The organism is Pseudomonas sp. 1152_12 (assembly GCF_052850675.1).
Genome location: NZ_VXCW01000003.1, coordinates 381,028 through 399,712, shown reverse-complemented (window position 1 = coordinate 399,712; position 18,685 = coordinate 381,028). Strand labels below are relative to the sequence as shown.

At 60.6% G+C, this 18,685-nt stretch carries 20 protein-coding genes; 10 read left to right on the top strand and 10 right to left on the bottom strand.

Annotated elements, in window-relative coordinates:
• Positions 1–112: 112 nt before the first annotated feature.
• Both FW764_RS07200 and cyaY read right to left on the bottom strand, forming a co-directional pair.
• Positions 113–331: a DUF1289 domain-containing protein gene (locus FW764_RS07200; protein WP_083360342.1), complete on the bottom strand. Its 219-nt coding sequence runs from the start codon at positions 329–331 to the stop codon at positions 113–115.
• A 2-nt stretch (positions 332–333) separates the two neighbouring features.
• A complete protein-coding gene (gene cyaY, locus FW764_RS07195) occupies positions 334–666 on the bottom strand; it encodes an iron donor protein CyaY (RefSeq protein ID WP_099488626.1) in 333 nt (110 codons plus the stop codon).
• A gap of 238 nt (positions 667–904) precedes the next feature.
• Here cyaY and lptM point away from each other — a divergent pair, with 238 nt between their 5' ends.
• Genes lptM through FW764_RS07165 form a run of 6 tightly spaced genes read left to right on the top strand, consistent with a single transcriptional unit; the run spans position 905 to position 5,487 of the window.
• On the top strand, positions 905–1,072 hold the full coding sequence (gene lptM / locus FW764_RS07190; protein ID WP_017845169.1) for an LPS translocon maturation chaperone LptM: 168 nt from the start codon (positions 905–907) through the stop codon (positions 1,070–1,072).
• 9 nt (positions 1,073–1,081) lie between these two features.
• Positions 1,082–2,329, top strand: a complete 1,248-nt coding sequence (lysA, locus tag FW764_RS07185; RefSeq protein WP_446433339.1) for a diaminopimelate decarboxylase — start codon at positions 1,082–1,084, stop codon at positions 2,327–2,329.
• A 3-nt stretch (positions 2,330–2,332) separates the two neighbouring features.
• The gene (dapF, locus tag FW764_RS07180) at positions 2,333–3,163 is read left to right on the top strand and encodes a diaminopimelate epimerase (protein WP_446433338.1); all 831 of its coding nucleotides are present in this window, start codon (positions 2,333–2,335) and stop codon (positions 3,161–3,163) included.
• A 13-nt stretch (positions 3,164–3,176) separates the two neighbouring features.
• The gene (locus FW764_RS07175) at positions 3,177–3,893 is read left to right on the top strand and encodes a DUF484 family protein (protein WP_446433337.1); all 717 of its coding nucleotides are present in this window, start codon (positions 3,177–3,179) and stop codon (positions 3,891–3,893) included.
• A gap of 2 nt (positions 3,894–3,895) precedes the next feature.
• The gene (gene xerC / locus FW764_RS07170; RefSeq protein ID WP_446433336.1) at positions 3,896–4,795 is read left to right on the top strand and encodes a tyrosine recombinase XerC; all 900 of its coding nucleotides are present in this window, start codon (positions 3,896–3,898) and stop codon (positions 4,793–4,795) included.
• A complete protein-coding gene (locus FW764_RS07165; RefSeq protein ID WP_064454696.1) occupies positions 4,792–5,487 on the top strand; it encodes an HAD family hydrolase in 696 nt (231 codons plus the stop codon). Before xerC ends, FW764_RS07165 begins: the two co-directional genes overlap by 4 nt.
• A 207-nt stretch (positions 5,488–5,694) precedes the next feature.
• Here the strand turns inward: FW764_RS07165 and sutA are convergent, their stop codons facing one another.
• The 4 genes from sutA to glnK all read right to left on the bottom strand — a co-directional run bounded on the left by sutA (position 5,695) and on the right by glnK (position 8,480).
• Positions 5,695–6,027, bottom strand: coding sequence for a transcriptional regulator SutA (gene sutA / locus FW764_RS07160; protein ID WP_446433335.1), 333 nt, complete (start codon positions 6,025–6,027; stop codon positions 5,695–5,697).
• A 101-nt stretch (positions 6,028–6,128) separates the two neighbouring features.
• The gene (locus FW764_RS07155; RefSeq protein WP_083356140.1) at positions 6,129–6,554 is read right to left on the bottom strand and encodes a secondary thiamine-phosphate synthase enzyme YjbQ; all 426 of its coding nucleotides are present in this window, start codon (positions 6,552–6,554) and stop codon (positions 6,129–6,131) included.
• 211 nt (positions 6,555–6,765) lie between these two features.
• Positions 6,766–8,106, bottom strand: a complete 1,341-nt coding sequence (locus tag FW764_RS07150; RefSeq protein WP_446433334.1) for an ammonium transporter — start codon at positions 8,104–8,106, stop codon at positions 6,766–6,768.
• A gap of 35 nt (positions 8,107–8,141) precedes the next feature.
• Complete coding sequence (gene glnK, locus FW764_RS07145; protein WP_002555808.1) at positions 8,142–8,480, bottom strand: P-II family nitrogen regulator; 339 nt, start codon at positions 8,478–8,480, stop codon at positions 8,142–8,144.
• 421 nt (positions 8,481–8,901) lie between these two features.
• Here glnK and FW764_RS07140 point away from each other — a divergent pair, with 421 nt between their 5' ends.
• Positions 8,902–9,165 (top strand): accessory factor UbiK family protein, encoded by a 264-nt coding sequence (locus FW764_RS07140; RefSeq protein ID WP_094948733.1) that lies wholly within the window; start codon positions 8,902–8,904, stop codon positions 9,163–9,165.
• Between the two features lie 213 nt (positions 9,166–9,378).
• A complete protein-coding gene (locus FW764_RS07135) occupies positions 9,379–10,875 on the top strand; it encodes a YifB family Mg chelatase-like AAA ATPase (RefSeq protein WP_446433333.1) in 1,497 nt (498 codons plus the stop codon).
• Positions 10,876–10,967: 92 nt separating this feature from the next.
• Here FW764_RS07135 and FW764_RS07130 read toward each other — a convergent pair whose 3' ends face one another.
• Complete coding sequence (locus FW764_RS07130) at positions 10,968–11,546, bottom strand: TetR/AcrR family transcriptional regulator (RefSeq protein ID WP_446433332.1); 579 nt, start codon at positions 11,544–11,546, stop codon at positions 10,968–10,970.
• A gap of 113 nt (positions 11,547–11,659) precedes the next feature.
• Between FW764_RS07130 and FW764_RS07125 the strand changes: the two genes are divergently transcribed.
• Positions 11,660–12,574, top strand: coding sequence for an ABC transporter six-transmembrane domain-containing protein (locus FW764_RS07125; RefSeq protein ID WP_446433331.1), 915 nt, complete (start codon positions 11,660–11,662; stop codon positions 12,572–12,574).
• Positions 12,575–12,652: 78 nt separating this feature from the next.
• Here FW764_RS07125 and FW764_RS07120 read toward each other — a convergent pair whose 3' ends face one another.
• Positions 12,653–13,900, bottom strand: a complete 1,248-nt coding sequence (locus FW764_RS07120; RefSeq protein ID WP_446433330.1) for a benzoate/H(+) symporter BenE family transporter — start codon at positions 13,898–13,900, stop codon at positions 12,653–12,655.
• A 142-nt stretch (positions 13,901–14,042) separates the two neighbouring features.
• Here FW764_RS07120 and pdxR point away from each other — a divergent pair, with 142 nt between their 5' ends.
• Complete coding sequence (gene pdxR / locus FW764_RS07115) at positions 14,043–15,542, top strand: MocR-like pyridoxine biosynthesis transcription factor PdxR (RefSeq protein ID WP_446433329.1); 1,500 nt, start codon at positions 14,043–14,045, stop codon at positions 15,540–15,542.
• 47 nt (positions 15,543–15,589) lie between these two features.
• Here pdxR and FW764_RS07110 read toward each other — a convergent pair whose 3' ends face one another.
• Both FW764_RS07110 and FW764_RS07105 read right to left on the bottom strand, forming a co-directional pair.
• A complete protein-coding gene (locus FW764_RS07110; protein ID WP_446433328.1) occupies positions 15,590–17,566 on the bottom strand; it encodes a methyl-accepting chemotaxis protein in 1,977 nt (658 codons plus the stop codon).
• A gap of 174 nt (positions 17,567–17,740) precedes the next feature.
• Complete coding sequence (locus tag FW764_RS07105) at positions 17,741–18,661, bottom strand: LysR substrate-binding domain-containing protein (protein WP_083356133.1); 921 nt, start codon at positions 18,659–18,661, stop codon at positions 17,741–17,743.
• Positions 18,662–18,685: the final 24 nt, after the last annotated feature.

Below are 18,685 nucleotides of genomic sequence, written 5' to 3'. Positions count from 1 at the left end.
TTTCTGCACAAAAAAGCAAAACCCCGCCAGAAAAAGGCGGGGTTCTCACGGACCTCGATGAGTTGAGGTGTACCGGGACACTACCACAGCGACACAAATAAACAAGACGACCTCAGGCACGCTCCCTGCGTTGCTCGGCCTCGGCGCAGATCACCCGGCGCCGGCTATCGTCGGCGGAGCGCCACTCACGAATGTCTTCCACATGGCGGAAGCAGCCGAGACAGACTTTTTGCTCGTCCAGGCGACATAAACTGATACAAGGTGACGGCACCGCCGGGCTGACATTACTGAACAGCGGCTTGGGCGGACGTACAGGTGCGGGCTGGGTCACGATCAAATCTCGTCGAAGTCCAGCTCAGCGCCGGCTTGTTCCTGAACCAGCCGCGCGAGCATTTCGCTCAACAGCTCATCGCTGGTATCGCACTGCCAATTGTTGTCTTCTTCGTTATAGTCGAAGTGAAAACCACCCGAACGTGCCGCCAGCCACAGCTGACGCAGCGGCTCCTGACGGCTGAAGATCAGTTGGGTGCCGTTTTCAAATTTGACGGTCAGCACGCCGGCCGAATTTTCCAGGTCCACGTCCAGGCCGCTGTCGTCGAAAATATCTTCCAGCGCCTGCTGGGTCGAATCCACCAGGTCGTGAAAACGGGCTTCGGTCAAACTCATTGTGGCAACCTCAAAAGTGTCTGGTTTTGCTCAAGCGCCGCACAATACGGGCGAGCCCCGCTGATTGCAAAGGATACCGAGTTCATTACCGATGACAGTATGAAATATCCGCAACCAGCGTAGCCTGCTTCCGAAGTATCTCGGCAAACCCCTGCCGGACGGGTATTGCAGCGCATAGGCAAGCTGGCGGGTGGTCGGTATACTCGGGCGCAATTAATGCATATTCAAGGATTTCGCCATGAAGCGCCTGATCTCTTCCCTTGCTGCGCTCGTCGCGGTCGCTTGCCTCGTTAGTGCCTGTGGTCAAAAAGGCCCGCTGTACCTGCCCGATGACAGCAAAGACCCGAATGAACAGGCGCAATCGTCGCAAAAGCCGGCAAAAGCGCACAAGCACGACACCTATTAAGGGAAACTCATGGACGCTTTTAACTACCGGGACGGCGAGCTGTTCGCGGAAGGCGTGGCGCTGTCCGCGATTGCCGAGCAATTTGGCACCCCAACCTATGTGTACTCGCGTGCGCACATCGAAGCCCAATACCGCTCTTTCACCGACCCACTGAACGGCGTTCCACACAGGGTGTGTTACGCGGTCAAGGCCAACTCGAACCTGGGTGTATTGAATGTCCTGGCGCGCCTGGGCGCTGGTTTCGACATTGTCTCCCGTGGCGAGTTGGAGCGTGTACTGGCTGCTGGTGGCAAGCCTGAAAAAATCGTGTTCTCCGGCGTCGGCAAGAGCCGCGAAGATATGCGCCGTGCCCTCGAAGTAGGTGTGCACTGCTTCAACGTTGAGTCGACCGACGAGCTGGAGCGCCTGCAGATCATCGCTGCCGAGATGGGCGTTCGCGCCCCGATCTCCCTGCGCGTCAACCCGGACGTCGACGCCGGTACCCACCCATACATTTCCACCGGTCTCAAAGAGAACAAGTTCGGCATCGCCATTGCCGACGCCGAGGACGTGTACATCCGTGCCGCGCAGTTGCCGAACCTGGAAGTGCTGGGCGTCGACTGCCATATCGGCTCGCAACTGACCACCCTGCCACCGTTCCTGGATGCCCTCGACCGCCTGCTGGCGTTGACCGAGCGTCTTGGCGAGTGCGGCATCTACCTGCAACACATCGACCTCGGTGGTGGTGTGGGCGTACGTTATCGCGATGAAGAGCCACCGCTGATCGCCGACTACATCCAAGCCGTGCGCGAGCGCACCGAAGGCCGCGGCCTGACCCTGATGTTTGAGCCGGGCCGTTATATCGTTGCCAATGCCAGCGTACTGCTGACCCAGGTCGAGTACCTCAAGCACACCGAGTACAAGGACTTCGCCATCGTCGACGCGGCGATGAATGACCTGATTCGCCCGGCGCTCTATCAGGCCTGGATGGATGTGACCGCCGTCAAGCCACGCAGCGGCGAAGGTCGCACCTACGACATCGTTGGCCCGATCTGTGAGACCGGCGACTTCCTGGCCAAGGATCGTCAGCTGGCCCTGGAAGAAGGCGACCTGCTGGCCGTGCACTCGGCCGGTGCCTACGGGTTTGTCATGAGTTCCAACTACAACACCCGCGGCCGTGCCGCCGAGGTGCTGGTGGACGGTGATCAAGCGTTTGAAGTGCGTCGCCGCGAGACGGTAGCCGAGTTGTATGCTGGCGAAAGCCTGCTGCCGGAGTAAGCCATGCTGCTGCGTTTTACCAAGATGCACGGGCTAGGCAATGACTTCATGGTTCTCGACCTGGTCAGCCAGCACGCGCACATCCTGCCCAAGCACGCCAAACAGTGGGGCGACCGTCACACCGGCGTCGGTTTCGACCAGTTGCTGATTGTCGAGGCACCGAGCAATCCGGAGGTGGATTTCCGTTACCGGATCTTCAACTCCGACGGCTCCGAAGTGGAACAGTGCGGCAACGGCGCGCGCTGCTTCGCGCGGTTTGTGCTGGACAAGCGCCTGACCGCCAAGCGTCAGATTCGGGTCGAGACCAAGAGCGGCGTGATTGAGCTGGATATTCGTGACGACGGCCAGATCAGCGTCAACATGGGCGCGCCACGTTTGGTGCCGGCGGACATTCCGTTTCAGGCCACTGAGCAATCCACCAGCTACCCAGTGGATGTCGATGGCAAGATCGTCGACTTGGCGGCAGTGTCGATGGGCAACCCCCACGCCGTCCTGCGGGTCAATGACATCAATAACGCCCCCGTGCATGAACTGGGGCCGAAAATCGAACATCACCCGCGCTTTCCGGCACGGGTCAATGTGGGCTTCCTGCAGGTGATCGACCGTTCCCGCGCGCAATTGCGCGTGTGGGAACGCGGCGCCGGCGAAACCCAGGCCTGCGGCACCGGCGCTTGCGCCGCAGCCGTTGCCGCGATCAGCCAGGGGTGGATGGATTCGCCGCTGTTGATCGACCTGCCTGGTGGGCGTTTGTCCATCGAATGGGCAGGCCCTGGCCACCCGGTGATGATGACCGGGCCGGCCTCGCGCGTATACGAAGGACAGGTCCGTCTATGAGTGAGCAAATCTAATGACCGATAAGCCTCAAGTACCCGCCGAAGCATCCCCGAGCGAAAGTCTGGAGGCCGCTGCTGTTGCGGCGTACCTTGAGGCTCATCTGGACTTCTTCACCCTGCACGAAGAACTGTTGCCCGCCCTGCGAATCCCCCACCAACGCGGCGATACCGTGTCGCTGGTGGAGCGGCAGATGCAGATCCTGCGCGAGCGCAATATCGAAATGCGCCACAAGCTTTCGCACCTGATGGACGTGGCCCGCGACAATGACCGTCTTTTCGACAAGACCCGTCGCCTGATTCTTACCCTGATGGACGCCACCAGCCTGGAAGAAACGGTGATCGCCGTGGAAGACAGCTTGCGCCAGGACTTCCAGGTGCCGTTTGTGAGCCTGATTCTGTTCAGCGACAACCCTATGCCGGTGGGTCGCTGGGTCAGCGGCGCAGAAGCACAAACCGCCATTGGCGGCCTGCTCTCCGAAGGCAAGACCATCAGCGGCACCTTGCGCGAGCATGAGCTGGACTTCCTGTTTGGCGCCGAACAGCGCAAGCAGATCGGCTCCACCGCCGTGGTCGCCCTGAGTCATCAAGGCCTACACGGCGTCTTGGCCATCGCCAGCCGCGATCCGCAGCACTACAAAAACTCGGTCGGCACGCTGTTCCTGAACTATATCGCCGAAGTGCTAGGCCGGGTTCTTCCGCGCTTCACCACCGCCTTGCGCGCGGTGCGCTAGCCATGGAACGGCAACTGGACGCTTATTGCGCTCACCTGCGCAACGAGCGCCAGGTGTCGCCCCATACGCTGGAAGCCTATCGACGGGACTTAAACAAGGTCCTGACATACTGCGAAAAACATCAGATTGCCAGCTGGAAAGCCCTGGATATCCAAAGCCTGCGCAGCCTGATCGCGCGGCTGCACCAGCAAGGCCAGTCCTCGCGCAGCCTGTCGCGGCTGCTGTCGGCGGTGCGCGGCCTGTATCACTTCCTAAACCGCGAAGGCCTGTGCGACCACGACCCGGCCAACGGCCTGGCCCCGCCGAAGGGCGAACGGCGCCTGCCCAAGACCCTGGACACCGACCGCGCCCTGCAATTGCTCGACGGCGCCGTCGAGGATGACTTCCTCGCCCAACGCGACCAGGCAATCCTTGAGCTGTTCTATTCCTCGGGCCTGCGTCTGTCGGAGCTGACCGGCCTGAACCTCGACCACCTGGACCTGGCGGACGGCCTGGTGCAAGTACTTGGCAAGGGCAGCAAAACCCGCGTGCTGCCGGTCGGTCGCAAGGCTCGGGAAGCCTTGCAACTCTGGTTGCCGCTGCGGGCATTGGCCAACCCGGTGGATGATGCCGTGTTTATCAGCCAGCAAGGCCGACGCCTGGGGCCACGGGCCATTCAAGTACGGGTCAAGGCTGCGGGCGAGCGCGAGCTGGGGCAGAACCTACACCCGCACATGCTGCGTCACTCTTTTGCCAGCCACATGCTCGAGTCGTCACAGGACCTGCGCGCGGTACAGGAACTACTCGGCCACTCCGACATCAAGACCACGCAGATCTACACCCACCTCGACTTCCAGCACCTGGCAACGGTGTACGACAGCGCCCATCCACGGGCCAAACGCATCAAGGGCGGCGACTCATGAGTATCAAGCTGATCACCTTCGACCTGGACGACACACTCTGGGACAACGTACCCGTCATCATCAGCGCCGAAGCGTCGATGCGTGAATGGTTGGCGACCCATGCTTCCAAAGTCGGCGATTTGCCACTCGAGCACTTCGCGAGCCTTCGCCAGCAGGTACTGGAGCGCCATCCTGAACTCAAAAATCGGATCAGCGTGCTGCGCCATCGGGTGCTGATGCACGCCTTTGAAGAAGCCGGTTATCCACAGCCTGAAGCCACGCAGATGGCCGACGTGTGCTTTGAAGCATTCATTCACGCACGCCACCAACTCACGGTATTTCCCGAAGCCGAACCCATGTTGCAAGCCCTGCGCCAGCACTTCCTGCTGGGGGTTATCACCAACGGCAATGCCGACGTGCAGCGTGTAGGCCTGGCGGATTACTTTCACTTTGCCCTGCGCGCCGAAGATATCGGTATCGCAAAGCCTGATGCCCGCCTGTTTCAAGAGGCGCTGCAACGCGGCGGCGTGGATGCCCATCAAGCAGTACATATTGGCGATCATCCCGGCGATGACATCGCCGGGGCGCAGCAGGCGGGGCTTCGTGCCGTGTGGTTCAACCCGACGGGCAAGGCGTGGGAAGCGGATAAGCGCCCGGATGCGGAAATTCGTAGCTTAAACGAGTTGCCGCCGTTGCTTCGCAGTTGGCAGTAACGCTATAGCGGCAACACTGAGAATCAAAATGTGGGAGCGGGCTTGCTCGCGAATGCGGTGTATCAGTCAGCCCATCAGCAACTGACAGACCGCATTCGCGAGCAAGCCCGCTCCCACATTTGTTTTGTGGTGACCTGCAGGATTTATTACATGCATGAAAAAGCCCGCAGCGACGGCGGGCTTTTTCTTACAAGCAGGTGAGTGACCTCAGATAGGCCGGCTGCCGTACTTGTTATCCGGCTTCTTCGGTGGATCTGCCACCACATTAGCCTCGACTTCCTGCACTTTGCCGCCTTTAGCGAGGAACTCTTCCATCGCACGGGCCAGCGCATCGCGCTCTTTGTTCTTGGCTTCAACACTCGGCAGCTCATCTACCGAAACAGCGGCCTTGGCTTTGCCTTTGACTACTTTGACAGGCGCGTCATCGCCACCGTCATCGCCTTCGTCAGGACCGTCTTCAACCGCTGCCGCGTCAAGACTATCGTCGGTCTCGTCGTCGCCTACTTCAAGTTCGTCGTTTTCCAGATCATCGTCGCTCATGTTCTACCTCATGACTTGCGAAAAGCAGATTAGTTATAGCCCAGCTTCACCCTCTGTCGAGGTCGCTGGAAAAAAATCACATCCACTGGATAACCAGTGGCTTATGCCCCATCACCGTGCAAGGTGGCGAGGACTTTACGAGCACCGCCCTGATCACGGTGCTCGCCCAGATAAACACCTTGCCAAGTCCCTATCGCCAAGCGGCCGGCCTTGACCGGCAAACTCAGCTGGCAGCCCAGGAGACTGGCCTTGAAGTGCGCCGGCAGATCATCCGGACCTTCGTCGTTGTGTTCGAACCCTGCACGCCCTTGCGGCACCAGCGAGTTGAAAAAACGCTCGAAGTCACGGCGAACCGCCGGATCGGCATTCTCGTTGACCGTCAACGAGGCCGAGGTGTGCTGCAGCCACAAATGCAACAGGCCCACACGGCACGCCTTCAATTCAGGCAAGCCGGCGAGCAACTCATCCGTTACCAAGTGAAAGCCCCGGGGCTTAGCCCGCAGGGTTATCAGGGTCTGTTGCCACATACAGTTCTCCGCCCATCGGCGCGCATTCTAGCGCGCTCAGGGAAAAAACAAAGTGCCGAATACGCCTACATGCATGTAAGACTTTTGCACGATGAAAAGTACCGTGTGCGCCCCATCACAAACGCGCAGCAAAAACCGGTACAGCTTCCTATCACTGACAAACGCCAGGCAAAAAAATGCCCGGCAAGCCGGGCACCTTTTCTTCGCGTACTTACAAGTTGTAACCGCGCTCGTTGTGTTGCGCCAGGTCGAGGCCGACAGCCTCTTCTTCTTCGGTAACCCGCAGGCCCATGACCGCATCCAGCACCTTGAGGATGATGAACGTCACGATAGCCGTATAGATCACGGTGAAGCCGACACCTTTGCACTGGATCCAGACTTGCGCCGCGATGTCAGTGGTCGCTGCGTTGAAGCCGCCCAGCGAAGGGGCAGCGAACACGCCGGTCAGGATCGCGCCGAGGATACCGCCGATACCGTGCACGCCGAAGGCGTCCAGGGAGTCGTCGTAGCCCAGTTTGCGTTTCAGGGTAGTGGCGCAGAAGAAGCACACTACGCCCGCCGCCAGGCCGATCACCAGGGCGCCCATTGGGCCCACGGTGCCGGCAGCCGGGGTGATTGCAACCAGGCCGGCAACTACGCCCGAGGCGATGCCCAGTGCGCTTGGTTTTCCGTGGGTAACCCACTCGGCGAACATCCAGCCCAGCGCCGCAGCAGCGGTAGCGATTTGAGTGACCAACATCGCCATACCAGCAGTACCGTTGGCCGCAGCGGCGGAACCGGCGTTGAAGCCGAACCAGCCAACCCACAGCATCGCCGCGCCGATCAGGGTGTAACCCAAGTTGTGCGGGGCCATTGGGGTGGTCGGGAAGCCTTTACGCTTGCCGAGTACCAGGCACGCTACCAGGCCCGCCACACCGGCGTTGATGTGCACCACGGTGCCGCCGGCAAAGTCCAGCACACCCCAGTCGCCCATCAACGAACCCGGACCGCCCCACACCATGTGGGCAATCGGCGCGTAGACCAAGGTGAACCAGACACCCATGAAGATCAGCATCGCGGAGAACTTCATACGCTCGGCGAACGCACCGACGATCAGCGCAGGCGTGATGATGGCGAACGTCATCTGGAAGGTGACGAACACCGCCTCAGGGAACAGCGCCGCAGGGCCGGTAATGCTCGCCGGGGTCACACCCGACAGGAACAGTTTGGACAGGCCGCCCACGAACGAGTTGAGGTTGACGACGCCTGCTTCCATCCCGGTGGTGTCGAACGCCATGCTGTAGCCGTAAACGAACCACAAGATGGTGATCAGACCGGTGATGGCGAAGCACTGCATCATCACGGAAAGAATGTTTTTGGAGCGAACCATGCCGCCGTAGAACAGCGCCAGGCCCGGAATAGTCATGAACAGCACCAGCGCGGTGGATGTGAGCATCCACGCCGTGTCGCCGGAATTGAGGACTGGAGCGGGGGCTGGGTCCGCCGCCAATGCCAAGGCCGGCATTACGAGGGACAACAGGGCTCCTAGCCCTGCGAATTTACGCAGAGTCATATTGTTTTCTCCTGGGGCGTTGGGGGTTTGGCGGCTTAGATTGCGTCGGTATCGGTTTCGCCGGTACGGATGCGGATAGCCTGTTCCAGATTGACCACGAAGATCTTGCCGTCACCGATCTTGCCGGTGTTGGCCGCCTTGGTTATCGCCTCGATAACCCGGTCAAGATCCTTGTCGTCAATGGCGACATCAATCTTCACCTTTGGCAGGAAATCGACCACGTATTCAGCGCCGCGATACAGCTCGGTGTGACCCTTCTGCCGACCGAAGCCCTTGACCTCAGTAACGGTAATGCCCTGCACGCCGATCTCGGACAGTGACTCGCGTACATCGTCCAACTTGAACGGCTTGATGATGGCAGTGACTAGCTTCATGAAAACTCTCTCCCGAATTGGTGGACTTGCCCCAGGAAAACAAACCCGTCTCAAGTCTAAGCGCAGTGCCTGGCTTTGTAACGCGTCGTCACAAGGCAGTTGCCATTGCGACGCCAGCGAACCACTGGTGACGAAACCTGTACCCCTGATCCGTCGGCGCACTGCATTCGTCACAGCGACTGCATCAGTGCATGGGTCATGATCGTCTAAGCAGAAACCTTGCCAGCTCCGTAAAAATCACTGAAATCAGTCCCTTGTTCACTTATGCCCACCTGCGGGGCTTACCGGCGACCGCAATGCGCACAAAAACAGTGCGCAACCACACAGAGCTCTGCGCGAAAACCGTGCGCGACGCAGCCGTGGAAGGACTATAGACGCTGCGTGATACACTGCCGGCCAACAGTTTTCCGGAATATTTCCCATGCTCGCGCCTAAAGACCTCCTCGATGCCCTGAGCGGCCACGCCTCTCGCCTGTTCAGCGGCGACACCCCGCTGCCCCGCAACGAAATCGAAAGCCAGTTCAAGGCATTGTTGCAGAGCGGTTTCAGCAAGCTCGACCTGGTGAGCCGCGAAGAGTTTGATAGCCAGATGGTCGTGCTCGCCCGCACACGCGCACGCTTGGAGAGCCTGGAGGCGAAGGTGGCGGAGTTGGAAGCCAAGTTGACGCCGCCCTCTGCTGAATAAATGCGGTCAGTGTGGGAGCTGGTTTGCCTGCGAAAGTATCGCCTCAGTCTGCCTGATACACCGAGGCGTCTGCATCGCAGGCAAGCCAGCTCCCACATAACGCTCTGCGAACGACTCCAGATACGTTCTGTAAAACCTCCCCGCCTCGCTCTCCCCCGCCTCGTCTACCCTTGAAAAAACCCGCAGGAAGCGGCCTATCTTTCAAGGAACGACATGTCTCTCGCCATCGTCCACAGCCGCGCCCAGATTGGCGTGGAAGCCCCCGCCGTCACCGTCGAAGTGCATATGGCCAATGGTCTGCCATCCCTGACACTGGTGGGCCTGCCCGAAACTGCGGTCAAGGAAAGCAAGGACCGCGTGCGCAGTGCGATCCTCAACTCCGCCCTGCAATACCCAGCACGCCGCATCACCCTCAACCTCGCGCCCGCTGACCTGCCAAAGGACGGCGGGCGTTTTGATTTGGCGATTGCCCTGGGCATCCTGGCGGCCAGTGTGCAGGTGCCAGCATTGACGCTGGACGACGTGGAGTGCCTGGGGGAATTGGCGCTGTCGGGCGAAGTGCGCGCAGTAAAAGGTGTGTTGCCGGCAGCGCTGGCAGCGCGCAAGGCCGGACGCACCGTGATAGTGCCTCGGGCGAACGCCGAGGAGGCGTGCCTGGCCTCGGGGTTGAAGGTGATTGCGGTGGATCACTTGCTACAGGTGGTGGCGCACTTGAATGGCCATGTGCCGATTGAGCCTTACAAGTCAGACGGCCTGTTGTACTTGAACAAACCCTACCCCGACTTGAGTGAGGTACAGGGCCAGTTGGCAGCTAAACGCGCCTTGCTCATCGCGGCAGCAGGCGCGCATAACCTGCTGCTCAGCGGGCCGCCTGGCACCGGCAAAACCTTACTCGCCAGCCGCTTGCCCGGTTTGCTGCCGCCACTGAGTGAACAGGAAGCCTTGGAAGTGGCGGCGATTCAGTCGGTGGTCAGCCTCGCACCGCTGAGCCATTGGCCACATCGCCCGTTTCGCCAGCCACACCATTCGGCGTCGGGACCTGCGTTGGTGGGCGGCGGGTCAAAACCGCAACCGGGGGAGATCACCCTCGCCCACCATGGCGTGCTGTTTCTGGATGAGTTGCCGGAGTTCGATCGCAAGGTCCTGGAGGTGCTGCGCGAACCGCTCGAATCGGGGAATATCGTGATCTCCCGCGCGCGTGACCGGGTGAGTTTCCCCGCACGTTTTCAACTGGTAGCGGCCATGAACCCTTGCCCTTGCGGTTATTTGGGCGAACCCAGTGGGCGCTGTCGGTGTACGCCGGAGCAGATCCAGCGCTATCGCAATAAACTCTCGGGGCCGCTGCTGGACCGGATCGACTTGCACCTGACCGTCGCCCGGGAGACCACGGCACTTAACCCGCCCCAACAGCTTGGCGATGACACGGCGAAGGCCTCGGCCGAGGTTGCCGAAGCCCGCGAACGCCAACTAAACCGCCAGGGTTGCGCCAATGCCTTCCTTGATCTGCCCGGGTTACGCAAACACTGCCAACTGGCGAAAGCCGATGAAGGCTGGCTGGAAAGCGCCTGCGAGCGGCTGACGCTGTCGTTGCGAGCGGCGCATCGATTGCTCAAGGTGGCTCGCACGCTGGCCGACCTTGAGCGGGTCGAGCACATCGCTCGGCATCATTTGGCTGAGGCATTGCAGTACCGGCCTGCGGCGGTGGGCTAGCCTGAAAACCCAAAATCTGTGGCACGTTGGCTGTCGTGGCGAGTGGGCTCGCCACACAAGAATGCAGCGACCGTGACACGTTCTGTTGAGGCCTAGGCGGGAAAACCCAGCAACAGCCTCGCCACCTCCATGACCTCATCCAGCACGGCTTCTGCGGACTCGGCGGATGGGTTCAGCATCAAGTCATCGGCATACCCCATCGCCATCGCGAAGATCTGCCGGGCAGCGCGCCGTGGCGAGTCACAATGAAACACGCCTGCAACGACGCCTTGTTCGATCACCTCGGCGAGCATGCCTTGCCATTGGGCATTGATCACCAAATACGCCTGGGCCATTTGCGGGTCGTGCATCGCCTCGTCCCAGGCATCCAGCCACAATCCCCAGCCGGCGTCGGCAGTGCACGGCAGGCAATCGCGCAAAAACCCCACCAATGCTTCAAGCGGCGGCACACCCACCAGCGGCGCGCGGACTTCGTCCAACTGTTCGTTGGCGAAACGCACGAAGGCCTCACGGCGCAGTTCATTCCAGTCGCTGAAGTAATGGTAGACGTGGCTACGCGACAGGCCGGCATGTTCGGCCAGGTCACGGGTGGACACATCGGCAAACCCCTTGCTGCGAAACAGCTCCAAGGCAGCGGCGATGATCTGGTCTTTACGGTCGATACGCGACATGGGCAATTCCTTGGGGCGCCGGGAGATGAACGGCGCTTGCTTTTTGAGCGATCGCTCAAGGATACTTGAGCAGTCGCTCAATAATAGCGTCTATCACTCCTTTGGTGCACCCCATGTCATCCGTCACGCCACAAATTCTGATCGAAGAAAGCAAGAAAATCGGCCAACAGTCCGCCAGCCAGACGCTGAAAGCCATCGCTCGAGCCTACCCCGGCAAGCTGTTCTGTACCTTGTCGCTGGTTGCGCTGGAGAATGCACTGCTGCTGGCATACCCGCTGTTTGCCGGGTTCGCGGTGGATTCAATTATCCGTGGCGACGCCGGCAGTGCGTTGTTTTACGCCGTCGTGGTTTTGGCGTTCTGGGTCGTCGGCGCGGCGCGTCGTGCGTTGGACACGCGCACGTTCACGCGGATCTACGCCGACCTCGCGGTGCCAGTGATCCTCAACCAGCGCCTGCAAAACCACAGCACCTCACGGGCGGCGGCGCGGGTGGTGTTGGCGCGGGACTTTGTCGACTTCTTCGAAAAACACGTGCCGATCATTGCCACGGCGTTGGTGTCGATCGTCGGCGCGGCGGTGATGTTATTGGTGATCGAACCGTGGATCGGCCTGGCATGCCTGAGCGCGTTGCTGTTGTGCACCACGTTGCTGCCACGCTTTGCACGGCGCAATCAGGAGTTGCATGAACGCTTGAATGACCGCTTGGAGAAGGAGATCGGCCTGGTAGAGAAGGTCGGTGCACAGACGTTGCAGCGTCACTATCAGGTGCTGTCGCGTTTGCGCATCTGGCTGTCAGATCGCGAGGCCGCTGCGTTCCTGTTTATCGGTACGCTGGCAGCCTTGTTGTTTGCGGTCGCGATCAGCCAATTGGCGTCGTCGTCGGCGGTCAAGGCCGGTCACGTGTACGCGGTGATGACCTACCTGTGGACCTTCGTCAGCAGCCTGGACGAGGCGCCAGGCGTGGTCGATCAACTGGCGCGGCTCAAGGACATTGGCAAGCGCGTAGACCCTGGCCTGGGCGAGCGCTAAGTATCGGTCGCAGCCACGTTGTCCAACGCCTTGGCCACTCGCAGGCCTTGGCGATGTCTTCTGGAGTGGCACGCATGGTCAGGCCCCTTCCTTGACCGTCGCTACCGCCTCGGAAACCGGCGAAACCTGCACGCTGCGACGTGGCATGCGGCCATTGAGCAGCGTGTACGCGGCCAATCCGATCAACAATCCCCAAAATGCCCCGCCGATCCCCAGTAGGGTGATATTTGCTGCGCACGCCAGGAAGGTGATCAGCGAGGCCTCTCGGGATGTGACGTCAGCCATAGCGCTGGCCAGGCTGGCGCCAATGGTGCCAAGCAACGCCAACCCCGCCAGTGTGGTAATGAAAGCCGCCGGGAGCACCATAAATACAGCGGCCAGCGTCACCCCGAAAACCCCCACGAGTATGTAGAACACACCTGCGGCAACCCCCGCGAGCCAACGCTTGTGCGGATCCTGCGAAGCCTCCTTGCCCGTGCAAATGGCGGCGGTGATCGCCGCGACGTTGAACGCGTGAGAGCCGAACGGTGCCATTAACAACGAGCCCAACCCGGTAACCGTCAGGATGGGATTGGCGCTGGTCTTAAAACCATCGTTGCGCAATACCAGCATGCCCGGCATGTACTGGCCCGTGAGGGTGATCAGAAACAGCGGGAGCGCCACACTGAGCAGCGCATTGACCGAGAACTGCGGCGCGGTGAATACCGGCGCGGCCAACTGCAAGGACAGGCTCGACAGATCTACGCGCCCCTGCAGCAGCAGAAACGCCAGCCCCAGTAACAGAATGCCGACGACGGCGTAGCGCGCGGTAAACCGCTTGAGTACCCCGTAAGCGGCAATCAACAACCCGACCAAGACAGGGTCCAGGCTCATGCCACCAAACGCGCCGATACCGAACTGCAACAAAATGCCAGCCAGCATGGCCGCAGCAATGCCCGGCGGAACCAGCCGGATGACTTTTTCAAAGAAGCCGGACAGCCCCAGCAGTACAAACGCAGCGGCTGAAATCATGTAAGCGCCGACCGCCTCGGCGTAGGGCGTGGTAGAGAGCGCGACCACTAGAAACGCAGCCGCGGGAGTCGACCACGCGGTGATAATCGGCTCACGGCTCAGCCAGCTGAGAAGCAGCCCGGTCACACCAACGCCGATTGAAATCGACCAAACCCACGAGGCTGTCAGCTCCGGACTGAGCCCAGCCACCTTGGCAGCCTGAAACACCAAAATAAACGTGCCGCCATAATTGACGATGACTGAAATCAGCCCCGCAATCACGGGAGGGAGAAGGTCGCGCAGGCGTAGCGACGACGGCGATACCAGAGAAGACATGGGTGTATTGCTCCTTGCAATGAGAGGGATTGCGCCTCGCGTGATGGGTCAGCTACCGCGCAAAAGCCTGAGACACGGGTCCAAGCCTACGGCTAGACTGGCCTGCCGCTATAGACCAATTTATCCAAATAGGGCAGACCGCATGGCGAAAACCTTCGAGCTGGAAACGCTGCAGATGCGGCTTAACGAGGATGAGTTTCAGCTTCTGGATCTGCACCAACGCATTCAGCGCGCACTGCGTGCGCTTATCCTCGAGGGAGTGCTTGCGCCCGGTTTGAAGCTGCCCGCGACGCGGGTACTGGCCACTTCATTGGGAGTTGCCCGCGATACGGTGGAGAACGCCTACGTGCAGTTACACCGCGATGGTTTTATCGTACGGCGCGAGGGCTCCGGCAGTTATGTGTGCGAGGCCGTGGGCGCCGAATTGCGCGGCGCCTCCCGCCGACGCATCAAGGCACAGGAAGTCAAAAGCAACCCGGCGATAACCGGCGCTGGCTTGAGCCAGCGAGGGCGGATGATCCTCGACAGCGGTGGCGTGTGCGACCAACAGGTAATCAAAGCATTCGCCACTGGCCTGCCCGAAACCCGCTCCTTCCCGACCGACGTCTGGGAGCGCCTGCAACGCCAAGTGATGAAAGACTATCGCAGCAGCGTGCTGTTGCACGGTGACCCGCAAGGGGCCGAGCCGTTACGCAACGCCATCGCCACCTACTTGAACCTCGAACGTGGGGCTAAGTGCTCCCCCAATCAGGTCGTGGTGCTGAGCAGTACTCGCCAAGCCCTGTTTCTGTGCGCGCAGTTGCTAGTGGACGTCGGCAAACCGATCCTGCTGGAGAACCCGGGTTACTTTGGCGCCAGGAAGGCCTTTGAAACCGCCGATACCAAGGTGGTGCCCATCGATGTCGATGGGCAGGGCATACGCACCGACCTGCTGCACGCCGACCGCAGTGGCGCCAATTGTGTGTATGTCACGCCCTCTCATCAATACCCGACCGGCGCCACGTTAACGCTGGAGCGACGTTTTGAATTGGTCAACTGGGCCGCAGAAAAAGGCAAATGGATCATCGAGGATGACTACGACAGCGAGTTTCACTACGAAGGCAAACCCACTGCCTGCGTGCAGGGCCTGGACAAGTATCAGCGCACGCTTTACATCGGCACCTTCAGCAAGACCCTCTACCCCGGCCTGCGCATGGGCTACATGGTGCTGCCCCATGAACTGGCCAAAGCCTTCACCTACGCCCGCAGCATGATGGACGGCCACACGCCTCAAATCCTGCAACTGACACTGGCGCGCTTTATGGAGGACGGCCACTACAACGCCCATGTACGCGCGATGCGCAAGCTCTATGCCGGGCGCCAAGCCATTATGCTCGACGCTATCGGCAAACACCTGGGCGATGTCGTCACGGCATCTCGGCCCCAGGGAGGGCTGCAAATTCCCTGCCTGTTGCACGAGGGTTGGTCGGAAGAAAACACCATCCGCCAGGCCGCCAGCGCAGGCGTGCAACTGCCCGGTCTCAGCCGGTTGTATGCCGGCGACGAAAAGAAACAAGGCTGGCTATTGGGCTACTCATCTTTGACCGCACATGAAATCGAAACCGCCATGGTGCGCCTGGCGAACGCGCTCAAAACCTACTAGTTCAGGGCCATAGGGGCCGCTCACTAGCAGGCGCCCTTGTGTCACCTTCAGCGAAACCGGTCTACCTCATGGCGCAAACCGGCCGCCAGGGTTTCCAGTTCCTTAGCGGTAACGGCCAGGTTGGACACCACTTCACGCTGCTCGCTGTTGGCCAGCGCAATACTCTGCAAGTTACTGCTGAGCAACGTCGCGGTGCTGCTTTGCTCTTGGGTGGCGGTGGTGATCGCCGCGAACTGCTGACCGGCCGAGCGGCTTTGTTCGTCGATACGCGCCAGGGCCGAGGCCACGTCAGCGTTGCGCGACAAGCCTTCCTGCATCAACACATTACCTTGCTCCATGGTGCTGATAGCGTTGCCGGTTTCCTGCTGAATGCTTTGGATCATCCCGGAGATTTCATCGGTAGCCTGGCGCGTACGCGAGGCCAGGTTGCGCACTTCGTCAGCGACCACGGCAAAACCGCGGCCTTGTTCACCGGCCCGGGCGGCTTCGATGGCAGCGTTAAGCGCCAACAGGTTGGTCTGTTCGGCAATCGAGGTGATCACGCCGACGATCCCGCCGATCTCCTGGGAGCGTTCCCCCAACGTGTTGATCACGGTGGCCGTGCTGTTCAGCGCGGCGGCGATATGTTCCAAGGACGACGACGCCTCCTGCATCGAGGTACGGCCAATACGGGTCTGCTGCGCGTTTTCCTGGGCCAAACGCTCGGTGTTGCCCATGTTGTCCGCGATATTCAGCGAGGTGGCGCTGAACTCTTCCACCGCACCGGCCATGCTGGTGATCTCACCGGACTGTTGCTCCATGCCCTCATAGGCACCGCCAGATAAGCCGGACAATGCCTGAGCACGGCTGTTAACGTCTTCCGCCGCTTTTCGAATGTGCGAAACCATCGTCGACAGCGCCTCGCCCATCTGGTTGAAGCTGCGCGCCAATTGGCCGATTTCATCATGGCTGGACACATTCAGGCGCGCGCTCAAATCACCCGCACCGAGGGCTTCGGCTTGGCGCACCAAATCACTCAGTGGCTGTAATTTGCTGCGCAGCAGCCACACCGCCGCACCCACCGCGAGCAACATCGCCAATACGCTGCCGATCACCAGGCGAATACCCACCGCCCAAGTCACCGCGCGGATTTCAGACTTCGGCATGCTCGCCACCACCGCCCACGGGCCGCCGTCGAACGGTACCGAGACGCTGTAGAAATCTTCGTTTTTGTCGCTCCAGAAGCTGCCTTTGCCTGGGCTCTTGGCCAGGTCGAGCATCACCGGGATTGCCTGGTCCAGCGCCTGCACACCGGACGGTGGCACCAGCCAGTGTTTCTGTTCGTCCAACAGGGCCAGAGAGCCGGTCTGGCCGATACGGAAGCGCTTGAGATTATCGAACTGGGCCTTCTGCGCATCGGTGTAGTCGAAACCGACAAACAGCACCGCAATCACCTTGCCCGCAGCATCGCGCACAGGGGTGTACTGGGTCATGTAGGAGCGGTCGAACAGCACAGCTCGGCCGACATAACTCTGCCCGGCGAGCAGCCGTTGATAAGCCGGATGCTGGTGGTCCAGGACCGTACCGATGGCGCGGCTGCCGTCTTGTTTGGCCAGGGATGTACTGATGCGGATGAAGTCTTCGCCGCTGCGCACGAATACGGTGGCTACACCGCCGGAGGTGTCCTTGAATTCATCGACCTCATCGAAATCGTTGTTCAACAGGACGCTGCCCAGAAACAGGCTCGGCGTCTGTACGCCTGCCACCGTGACCTGCTGCTCACCACGCAGGCTCAAACCGGCGCCGAAGCGCTTTTCAAACAGCCCGCTCAAACGCTGGGTACTTTCGCGCAAGGTGCTGTGGAAGGTATTGAGTTGGTCGGCGAGCAAGCGAGCCTCACTGGCCAGGTGTTCCTCGCGGGTGTCGAGGTTGGCTGAGTCGAGGGAACGCAGGGCGAAAATCGTACTGCCGCTGATGACGACAGCCAGAATCACGGCGAGTGCGAGGCCTAACTGGGAGGCAATCCGAGCACGAGGTTGAGACATGACAGCTCCTGGCCGAGGCCAGGATCATCCTGATCTCATAGCACAGCTCGGCAAATTATCGAGTGGGAAACGTTGGCACACAGGCTCCAACACACCTTTTCGGCGGGCGCGGGCAATACTTGAGCGATTCACAGGGGTATCGCGCAAACGACTGCCCGAACGGACTGCAAAGCGTCAATCCAGGCGCTCGACCTGGGGCAATTCCATGGCCTTGACCTCCCCCTGGAGAAACTCCGCCAACCGCCGTAAACGCTCACCGCCGGGACGGGTTTTAGGCCACACCAAATAGTAATTTTCCCCACTCGCAACCGCCGTCGGCCACGGCAAGCTCAAACGCCCCTGCGCCACGTCTTCGGCGACCATCAGCAGATCGCCCATGGATACGCCGTAACCCCGCGCGGCGGCGATCATGCCCAACTCCAAGGTATCAAACACCTGCCCGCCCTTGAGTGACACCTGGGACGACAACCCCATGCGCTCCAGCCAATTGCGCCAATCGCGGCGGTCGGGCGTGGGGTGCAGCAGTTCAGCGGACGCCAGGCGTGTAACATCCCAGGGCCCGTCTTCCAGGAGGTTCGGGGCGCCCACCGGAATCAGCAGTTCGGGGAATAGGTAGCTGGCTTCCCAGTCCGCCGGAAAATGCCCATAACTCAATAACACCGCGCAGTCGAACGGCTCCTGGTTGAAGTCCACTTCATCCACGCTCATCCACGCACTGGTCAGTTGCACCTCATTACCCGGTTGCAGCGCCCGGAAGCGGCTGAGCCGCGCCAGCAACCAGCGCATGGTCAAGGTGGACGGTGCTTTCATGCGCAGAATGTCATCTTCGGCATTCAACGTATGGCAAGCCCGCTCCAGGGCGGCGAAGCCCTCACGCACGCCGGGTAGCAGCAGGCGTGCCGCTTCGGTGAGCTGCAGGTTGCGACCGCTGCGCTGGAACAGGCGGCAGGCGAAGTGCTCTTCGAGCGTGCGGATATGCCGGCTGACAGCACTTTGCGTGATCGAAAGTTCCTCCGCCGCTCGGGTGAAAGAATTGTGCCGTGAAGCCGCCTCAAATGCGCGCAAGGCATACAGCGGAGGAAGACGACGTGGCATGGATGAATCTCCGACAGAGCAATA